Genomic DNA, 9,119 nt, shown 5'->3' on the forward strand with positions numbered 1-9,119 from the left:
CCGACGACCCGGCCGTCGCCGCGGGTCAGCGCGTGCCGATCGCGTCGTCGTCCGACGAGTCCGCCTGGAACGCGCTCCGGACGCGCTACCGCGAACTGCTCGCCGAGCTGATGGTCGCGGACCTCGAACGCGGCGCGGCCGCGGGGGAGCCCGCGCCATTCGCCGAGGTCGCGGCCGCGCTCTCCGACCTGGCCTCGGCCGCGCTCGAGGCCGGCCTCGCGGTCGCGCGACGGCGCCTGCTCGACGGCGAGGGCGGACCCGCGGTCCCCGTCGAACGCGTCGCGGCCGCGCGCCTCGCCGTGGTGGCGATGGGCAAGTGCGGCGCCCGCGAACTGAACGTCGTCTCGGACGTCGACGTCGTGTTCGTCGTCGGCAGCACCGACGACGACGTGCTCGACGGGGACGCGCTCATCCGCGTGACCACCCGGCTCGCCGGCGAGCTCATGCGCGCGATCCACGATCCCGCGCACGAGCCCCCGCTCTGGCAGGTCGACGCGAACCTGCGGCCCGAAGGGCGCCAGGGCGCACTGGTGCGCAGCCTCGCGTCGATGCTCAGCTACTACGAGCGCTGGGCCAAGGCCTGGGAGTTCCAGGCGCTGCTGAAGGCGCGGCCCGTCGCCGGTGACCTCGCGCTCGGCGAGGAGTTCGTCGAGCGCACCCGGCCGATGGTCTGGGCGAGCGGGTCGCGCGAGGACTTCGTCGGCTCCGTGCAGCGGATGCGCCGGCGCGTGACCGAGCACATCGCCGAGGAGGACATCCACCACCAGCTCAAGCTCGGCCCGGGCGGGCTGCGCGACATCGAGTTCAGCGTGCAGCTGTTGCAGCTCGTGCACGGACAGTACGACGAACGGCTGCGGCTCCGCGGCACGCTCGAGTCCCTCGACGCGCTGGTCGCCGGCGGATACGTCGCCCGCGAGGACGGCGAGCGCCTCGAAGCGGACTACGCGCGGCTCCGGCTGCTCGAACACCGGCTGCAGCTACGGGAGCTGCGGCGCACGGCGCTGATGCCGCGCGATCCCGACGGGCTGCGGGTGCTCGCGCGGGCCTCGGGGCTCGCCGCGACCGCCGAGGAGCTGCGGCGCCGGTGGGAAGCGATCAAGCACGAGGTGCGCGAACTGCACCTGAAGATCTTCTACGCGCCGCTGCTCAGCGCGGTCGCCGCGCTGCCCGACGCCGAGTTCGTGCTGGGCGGCGACGAGGCGCGGGCTCGGCTCGTCGGTATCGGCTTCCGTGATCCCGACGGCGCGATGCGGCACCTGACGGCCCTCACCTCGGGCGGGTCCCGCCGCGCGCGGATCCAGCGCAACCTGCTGCCGGTGCTGCTGCAGTGGCTCTCCGCGGGCACCGACCCCGATGCCGGGCTGCTCGCGTTCCGGCGGGTGAGCGAGGCGAACCGCGACACGCCCTGGTATCTGCGGCTGCTGCGCGACGGATCGGAGGCCGCCGAGCGGCTCACGCACGTGCTGTCGACCTCGCGTTTCGCCGCCGAGCTGCTGGAGTCGATCCCCGAGGCCGTCGCCTGGCTGGAGCGCGACGAGCTGATGATGCCGACCTCCTTCGGTACGCTCCGCGCCGAGATGCGTGCGATGGCGTCGCGACGGGCGACGGTCGACGACGCCGCGGTCGCGCTGCGCGCCGCTCACCGGCGCGAGATCCTGCGGCTCGCCCTCGGGCGGCTCGTCGGCGTGATCGACGATGAGGAGGTGGCCGGCGGGCTCGACGCCGCGCACGGCGCCCTGCTCGACGCGCTGCTGCTCGCCCTGCGTGAGAGCGCACCCGAGACCGGGATCGAGCTCGCCCTGATCGGCATGGGGCGCTACGGCGGGCGGGAGCTCGGCTTCGCCTCCGACATCGACCTCGTCGCCGTGCACCGGGCGCTTCCCGGTACCGCCCCGGACGCCGCGACGCGCGAGGCGCTGCGCCTCGTGACGGAGCTGCGCCGGCTCGTCTCGGACCCGCGCTTCCCGGTCGACCTCGACTTCGACCTGCGCCCCGAGGGCAAGAACGGGCCGCTCGTGCGCAGCCTCGACGCGTATCGCGCCTACTACGAACGCTGGTCGCTCGCCTGGGAAGCGCAGGCGCTGCTGCGGGCCCGCGCCGTCGCGGGCGATGTGGAGCTCGGCCGCGACTTCCTCGCGCTGGCCGACGAGATCCGCTTCCCGGAGCAGTTCGGCGAGAACGAGGTGCGCGAGGTGCGGCGGCTCAAGGCTCGCGTCGAGGCGGAACGGCTGCCGCGCGGCGCCGATCCCCGGCGGCACCTCAAGCTCGGTCCGGGCGGGCTCAGCGACGTCGAGTGGCTCGTGCAGCTGCTGCAGCTCGAGCACGGCGCGGGCATTCCCGCGTTCCGCACGGTGTCGACGCGCGAAGCCCTGCGCGCGGCCGTCGAGGCCGAACTCATCGACGGCGAGTCCGAGGAATCGCTCATGGACTCCTGGACGCTGGCGAGCACGCTGCGTTCGGCGCTGACCCTCTGGTCGGGACGCAGATCGGACAGCCTGCCGAACGACCGCACCGATCTCGAAGGCATCGCCGGCGTGCTCGGACTGCCGAGCGGCAGCACGGGCGAGATCGAGGAGCGCTGGTTCGGCGCCGCGCGCCGCGCGCGGGCCGTGTTCGAACGCGAGTTCTTCGGCTACGAGGACGGCCCGGGCGTCTCGATGTTCCGGCCGTAGACCGCGACCGGCCGCTCCGGATCGGCCGTGGCTCAGCCGAGCATCAGCGCGTGCGGATCCGTCGGCGAGACCCGGAACGGCAGCACCTTGCCCGGCTGCCAGTTGTGCAATGCGCCCGCCGCGATCACCGTCTGATACGTGGTGCGGTAGACCGTCGCCCCGTCCCGCTGCACGTCGAGCTCGACCGCGTAGATCGGAACATCGCCGAGCACCTGCCCGGTGGGCGCGAGCGCGACGACGGTGCCCGCCACGGGGATCGCCTGGCGCAAGAACTCGAGGTTGGTGAAGGGGTTCGCTGCGGCGGCGCCGTGGGTGCCCGCGGGCGCGGCGGGATCCGCACCGGCCATCGCCTCGGCGAGATCGGCGGACTGCCGCAGCGCCTCGGCGTAGTCGGTTCGCGCGCTCTCGCGTCCGCCGGCCTTGATCAGGCGCCAGACGTCGTTCAGGACGCTCATGGCGACCCCAACGGGCGCGAACGCATCAGCTCGCCAGCGCGATCTTCTGCGGATCGGCGGGATCCACGCGAACCTCGTGCACCGATCCGACCGCGTAGTTCGCCAGGGCGACGTCGGGCACCATCTCGATCTTCGAGACCCGGTAGGCGGCCTGCCCGGGAAGGGTGATGTCGTACTCCATCTGGAACCACGGCTGGCCGGCCGTGCGATCTCCGGTGTCGACGGCCGAGACGATGACGCAGGTGCCGGGCGCGCCGATCTGCAGGATCCGGTTCAGCTCCTGCCCGTAGGCGTTCAGCACGTCGTGGTCGGCCTGCATCTGCGCGCCGACCTCGGCGGCGTTCGCCATCGTCGGCATGCTGCCGTCGGTGTAGCCCGCCTGTCGGAGCTGCTCGGAGGCGAGCTGCTGCGCGGCCTGCGCCTGCGCGGCCCAGTCGCCACCCGCGGCTCCTGCGGCCCCGGCCGCCTTCTTCGCTCGGTCGAACAGTCCCATGGTCGCCTCCAGCCGGATCGGAGCACTCGCGCGATCGGTTCGACCGGCGGTGTCGGGCCCATCCCATCAGAAGCGGACGGCAGAACGCAAGGAAGCGCGAACCGACAACCAATCCGCTGCGCGGCCCTGCGCGGCCGATCCGGGAGCAGCGGATAGAGTTCCGACATGGGAACCATCGCGCGTTCGATCCTGGCCATCGGCGCCGCGAGCCTGCTCGTGGGGCTCTCCGCAGCGTGCGCGCCGGTCGAGCGGGAGGTCGCCATCGGGTACCGCACCGACTCCGTGACGGTGCCGGTCGGTGAGACCCTCGCCGTGGAGTTCGGGACGATCAACACCTCGGTCGGCGATCAGTGGGAGATCACCGAACGGCCGGATCCGAAGGTGCTGGCTCTCGACGAGAGGAAGCCGACGCACAGCAGCACGAAGGAGCCCGTCGGCGCACCGCACGAGTTCGCCTATCGATTCGTGGCTCGCGAGAAGGGGACGACGACGGTCGGGTTCGAGTATCGATTCCGCGGCGAGATCCCCGAGGATCCGGCCCGACGGGACTCCTCGAAGATCACCATCACGGTGAAGTAGGGAGCCACCGCCGGACGTCGCCCACGGTGTGAAGAACCGCTGCTTCAGGAAACGGCTGAGGGGCCGAGCCGAAATCGGCCCGGCCCCTCAGAACGTCTCGATCAGACCCCGTAGTAGAGCTCGAACTCGTACGGGTGCGGGCGCACCGACATCGGACGGATCTCCAGGTCGTGCTTGAGATCGATCCAGGTCTGGATCAGCTCCTCGGTGAACACGCCGCCCTCGAGCAGGTAGGCGTGGTCGGCCTCGAGGGCCTCGAGCGCTGCCTCGAGCGAGGTCGGCACCTGGGGGATGTTCTTGGCCTCCTCCGGGGGCAGCTCGTAGAGGTCCTTGTCGATCGGCGCGAGGGGCTCGATGCGGTTGCGGATCCCGTCGAGGCCAGCCATGAGCTGCGCGGCGAACGCGAGGTAGGGGTTGCCCGAGGCGTCGGGTGCGCGGAACTCGATGCGCTTCGCCTTCGGGTTCGAGCCGGTCAGCGGGATGCGCACGGCTGCCGAGCGGTTGCCCGCCGAGTAGGCGAGGTTGATCGGAGCCTCGTACCCCTTGACCAGGCGGCGGTAGCTGTTGATGGTCGGGTTCGTGAACGCGAGCAGCGACGGCGCGTGGTGCAGGATGCCGCCGATGTACCAGCGGGCGATGTCCGACAGACCCGCGTAGCCGGCCTCGTCGTAGAACAGCGGCTCGCCGCCGCTCCAGAGCGACATGTGGGTGTGCATGCCCGAACCGTTGTCGCCGAAGACGGGCTTCGGCATGAAAGTCGCGGTCTTGCCCCAGAGCTCGGCCGTGTTCTTCACGATGTACTTGAACTTCAGCACGTCGTCGGCAGCGGAGACGAGGGTGTTGAAGCGGTAGTTGATCTCGGCCTGGCCGGGTGCGCCGACCTCGTGGTGGGAGCGCTCGAGCTGCAGGCCGGCGTCGATGAGGCGCAGCGAGATGTCGTCGCGCAGGTCGGCCTGCTTGTCGACGGGGGAGACGGGGAAGTAGCCGCCCTTGAGCGCGGTCGTGTTGCCGAGGTTGCCGCCCTCGACCTTGCGACCCGAGTTCCAGTGCGCCTCTTCCGAATCGATCTCGTAGAAGGTGCGCTGCGGGGTCGTCTCGTAGCGCACCGAGTCGAGGATGTAGAACTCGGCCTCCGGCGCGAAGAACGCGGTGTCGGCGATGCCGGTCGATGCGAGGTAGCGCTCGGCCTTCTTCGCGACCTGGCGGGGATCCTTCGAGTAGATCTCGCCCGTGCGCGGGTTGAAGATGTCGAACAGCATGATCAGCGTGCGCTCGGCGCGGAACTGATCGATGTACGAGGTGGTGACGTCGGGGATCAGCTGCAGATCGGATTCGGCGATGCCGGCGAACCCGCGGATCGAGGAGCCGTCGAACATCTGGCCGACCTCGAAGAAGTCGAGATCCACGGTCGCCGCGGGGATGTTGAAGTGCTGCTGCACCCCGGGGAGGTCGGTGAACCGGATGTCCAGGAATTTGACGTCCGTGTCTCGAATGAAGTCGATGACTTCCTGCGGGGTCTGAAACATGCTGCTCCTCAGAGTCGTGGCGGGCCGACGCCGTGCGGTCGGTCCGCGCTTCGCACGCGCGTTCTGCACCGTGCTCCCTCCACTTTAGAAGAGCATCGTTTCCGAAACATGTGTCCAATGTTTCCTGCGTGTTACGGTTCGGCGGCTCGATAGACTGGATCCCATGCCCGCTCCCACCGCCCCGCAACGTTTCGGCGACCTCGAACCGAGCAAGTGGCCGGGGGAGCGTCTCGGCCTTCCCGCCGAGGGGCAGCGCTCCGTCGGACGCATCGGTCGGCGCTTCGCCGCGATCGCCATCGATTGGGCCATCGCGACGCTGATCTCGCTGCTCTTCCCGCAGGGGCCCGCGACCTCCTTCATCACGCTCGGCATCTTCGGGCTCATGCAGATCCTGTTCATCCCCACCATCGGCGGGTCGATCGGGCACCGGATCATGGGGCTCCGCGTCGTACCGCTGACGGGCGGCTGGATCGGCGCATGGCGCCCGGTCGTGCGCACCGTCCTGCTGCTCCTCGTCATCCCCGTGCTCGTGTGGGATTCGGACCAGCGCGGCTTCCACGACAAGATCGCCGGAACGGTGCTCATCCGGGCGTAGCGGGTCATCCTGCTCCGCCCAGCGCCTCGGCGTAGCGGTGTCTCCGTTCCGATTCCGAAGGAGATCCGGCGTCAGAAGGACGAATCCCGGCGGTCTCTCCTATTGAAGGTGGATCTCCTTCTGAACACCGGGCACCGTGCCCCGAATACGCGAATGGCGGCCCCGACCGAAGTCGGAGCCGCCATGCGAGAAGCGGTGGATCAGCGCGGACGCTGCGCGCGCACCTTGTTCGGATCGATGCCCTTCGGGATGCCGACGGGAGTGCCCTGCAGCGAGGAGAGGCGGTTGAACACGGCCTGCACCTCGTTGCGACGCAGGGTCGGCTTGATCTTGGCGAGCGACCGGTTCAGCTTCGACACGGGGATGCCACCCTCGTCGGTACCGACGTAGAGCTGGGTGATCTTGACATTGGGAAGCACGCGCTTCACCTTGCGCTCCTCGTCGATGAGGAGGCGCTTGGTGCGCTGCGCCGAGCCCTCGGCGATGAGTACGACGCCGCCGCGACCGATGACGCGGTAGATCGCGTCCTGGCTGCGGGTGATCGCGATCGGCACCTCGGATCCACGCCACGAGCGACGCAGTGCGCCCTGCACGACCGCGCCGACCGCACCGGGCTTGCCCTCGATCTGACGGTAGGCGACCGCTTCGGCGCGGCGGCCCAGCACGATCATCGCGATCAGGAGGCCGACCAGGATGCCGGTGAGCGGCCACATGATCCAGCCGAAAATGCTGTTGTTCAGGAGGAACGCGAGCAGCACCGCGACGAGGATCGGCGCGATGAAGCAGAGCAGCATGATGTAGGGCAGGTTGCGATCCTGCACCTTGGTGGTGCGATAGATCTGCACCATCTGCCGGATGCGACCGGGCTCCTTCTTCGCTGGAGTTTTCTGCTCTTTGGCCATACCTCCCAGGATACCGTGCGCGGGCGTGTCCGATTCACCCCTCACAGCGTGCATTCACGGCCGAGTTACGCCCTGGGCGATCCGGGCACGGTGCGAAGCGCTTCGGAGCGTCCCGGCGCGCGGGATGATGAGCGTTCTTCACCGGCAGCGCCGGTCCGATTCCTCAGGAGGCACGCACATGGATCGTCCGTCGTCCCACTCGTCGTTCTCGGTGTTCCCGGAACAGCTGCTCCGCAGGTTTCGCGGCCGCGGGCGCCCTTCCGGCCCGCCGATTCGAGCTGCCGAGACGGCCTGGCGGGTGCTCCGCCTCTGCGCGGTGGCGATCGAGTCCCGAGCGGCGGGGTGGTGCCTCGGGCCGATCGGGCCGGCGGACCTGGAGTTCGTCGGGAGCGAGTGCCGGCGACTTCCGGCACGAGGAGCGCGGGCGCATCGTCGCGCGGTGCGGGCCGGCCTGCAGCACGAACGGGCCGGGCACGGAGCCTACTGCTCCCTGATCGGTATTCCGGAGCAGTCGCTGCGCAGCCTCATCGAGCAGTGGAGTCCGCCGGGGTGCGCCGAGTACCTCGCCGAGGCGGTTTCCGACGCGGTGACCGCGCTGCGGGAGTCGACCCGCACCTCGGGCTGGAGCCGGGCGATGGCGCGCGAAGCGGTCGAGAGCGCGCTCTCCGAGCGGATCAGTATCCGTCCGCCGGCTCCGCCTGAAAGGGCGAGGCCGTGATTCCGGCGAAGGCGATGGCCTGGGTTCGGGCGTTGTGGAGCGGGACGGTTCGGGCAGCGCGGACAGCGCGGGAGCCGCGAGACCGCGCCGGAACGACTTCGGGCCGCGGCCTCCGAGGAGTGCCGCGGCCCGAAGCCGGTCATCGCGATGGGATCAGCCGGAGCGGATCGCGCGACGGGGGATCAGATCCCGAGGTTGCCCACGAAGTCGGCTGCCTCGAGGCGCTGCTTCATCTGGGTGAGGAAGCGGGCGGCGTCGGCGCCATCGATGGTGCGGTGATCGTAAGACAGCGCCAGGTAGACCGTCGAGCGGATCGCGATCGCGTCGCCCTCGGGGCCCGAGACCACCGCGGGCTTCTTGACGACCGCGCCGGTGCCGAGGATCGCCGACTGGGGCAGGAACACGAGCGGGGTGTCGAAGAGCGCTCCGCGCGAACCGGTGTTGGTCAGCGTGAAGGTGCCGCCCGAGAGCTCGTCCGGCGTCAGCTTGTTGTCGCGGGTACGCGCAGCAAGATCGGCGATGTCGAGAGCGAGCTGGGCGATGTTCTTCTCGCCGGCGTCGCGCACGACCGGGGTCAGCAGACCGCGCTCGGTGTCGACGGCGATGCTGATGTTCTCGTGGTCGGGGTAGACGATGCTGTCACCGTCGACCGTCGAGTTGACGATCGGGTAGGTGCGCAGCGCCTCGGCCGCGGCCAGGGCGAAGAACGGCAGGAAGGAGAGCTTCGCGCCGGTCTTGGCGAGGAACTCGTCCTTCTTAGCCTGGCGCAGCTGCGCCACACGGGTCACATCCACCTCGACCACGGTGGTCAGCTGAGCCGTCGACTGGAGCGAAGCGACCGCACGATCGGCGATCACCTTGCGCAGGCGGCTCATCTTCTGCGTGGTACCGCGCAGCGGGGACACCTCGGCGACCGGAGCCTGAACCGCGGGTGCGGCCTGCGCGGCGGGTGCCGCGGCAGCAGGCTTCGCAGCGGCGAGCACGTCCTCCTTGCGGATGCGTCCGCCCACGCCGGTGCCCGCGATCGTCGCGAGGTCGACACCGTGCTGGTGCGCGAGCTTGCGGACGATGGGGGTGACGTAGCCGGCCGCGGCGGGGTCAACCGCGGGTGCGGCCGGTGCTGCGGGAGCCGCCGGAGCCGGAGCTGCCGCCGGAGCGGCTGCGGGAGCGGGTGCCGCT

General features: G+C 70.2%; 9 protein-coding genes. 4 read left to right on the forward strand and 5 right to left on the reverse strand.

The features are described from left to right. Positions 1–2,672: bifunctional [glutamine synthetase] adenylyltransferase/[glutamine synthetase]-adenylyl-L-tyrosine phosphorylase (locus tag XM48_RS00535; RefSeq protein WP_046453821.1), on the forward strand; the 2,672-nt coding region annotated here is incomplete at its 5' end. A 32-nt stretch (positions 2,673–2,704) separates the two neighbouring features. Here XM48_RS00535 and XM48_RS00540 read toward each other — a convergent pair. Further along, positions 2,705–3,127: a hypothetical protein gene (locus XM48_RS00540; protein ID WP_046453822.1), complete on the reverse strand. Its 423-nt coding sequence runs from the start codon at positions 3,125–3,127 to the stop codon at positions 2,705–2,707. Positions 3,128–3,152: 25 nt separating this feature from the next. Continuing rightward, positions 3,153–3,620, reverse strand: a complete 468-nt coding sequence (locus XM48_RS00545) for a hypothetical protein (RefSeq protein ID WP_046453823.1) — start codon at positions 3,618–3,620, stop codon at positions 3,153–3,155. A 165-nt stretch (positions 3,621–3,785) separates the two neighbouring features. On the opposite strand from XM48_RS00545, the gene XM48_RS00550 reads away from it, so the two are divergent. Further along, on the forward strand, positions 3,786–4,199 hold the full coding sequence (locus XM48_RS00550) for a protease inhibitor I42 family protein (protein WP_046453824.1): 414 nt from the start codon (positions 3,786–3,788) through the stop codon (positions 4,197–4,199). Positions 4,200–4,300: 101 nt separating this feature from the next. Here XM48_RS00550 and glnA read toward each other — a convergent pair whose 3' ends face one another. Continuing rightward, a complete protein-coding gene (glnA, locus tag XM48_RS00555; protein ID WP_046453825.1) occupies positions 4,301–5,725 on the reverse strand; it encodes a type I glutamate--ammonia ligase in 1,425 nt (474 codons plus the stop codon). A 163-nt stretch (positions 5,726–5,888) separates the two neighbouring features. Between glnA and XM48_RS00560 the strand changes: the two genes are divergently transcribed. Then, entirely contained in the window at positions 5,889–6,320 is a 432-nt protein-coding gene (locus XM48_RS00560; protein WP_046453826.1) for an RDD family protein, read from the forward strand. A 200-nt stretch (positions 6,321–6,520) separates the two neighbouring features. Here XM48_RS00560 and XM48_RS00565 read toward each other — a convergent pair whose 3' ends face one another. Beyond that, the gene (locus XM48_RS00565) at positions 6,521–7,222 is read right to left on the reverse strand and encodes a DUF4191 domain-containing protein (protein WP_046453827.1); all 702 of its coding nucleotides are present in this window, start codon (positions 7,220–7,222) and stop codon (positions 6,521–6,523) included. 178 nt (positions 7,223–7,400) lie between these two features. Here XM48_RS00565 and XM48_RS00570 point away from each other — a divergent pair, with 178 nt between their 5' ends. Next, a complete protein-coding gene (locus XM48_RS00570; protein WP_046453828.1) occupies positions 7,401–7,940 on the forward strand; it encodes a hypothetical protein in 540 nt (179 codons plus the stop codon). Positions 7,941–8,122: 182 nt separating this feature from the next. On the opposite strand, the gene sucB is transcribed toward XM48_RS00570, so the two are convergent. Beyond that, the coding region (sucB, locus tag XM48_RS00575; protein ID WP_046453829.1) for a 2-oxoglutarate dehydrogenase, E2 component, dihydrolipoamide succinyltransferase at positions 8,123–9,119 on the reverse strand (997 nt) is incomplete at its 5' end.

The organism is Leucobacter sp. Ag1 (assembly GCF_000980875.1).
Lineage (GTDB): Bacteria > Actinomycetota > Actinomycetes > Actinomycetales > Microbacteriaceae > Leucobacter > Leucobacter iarius.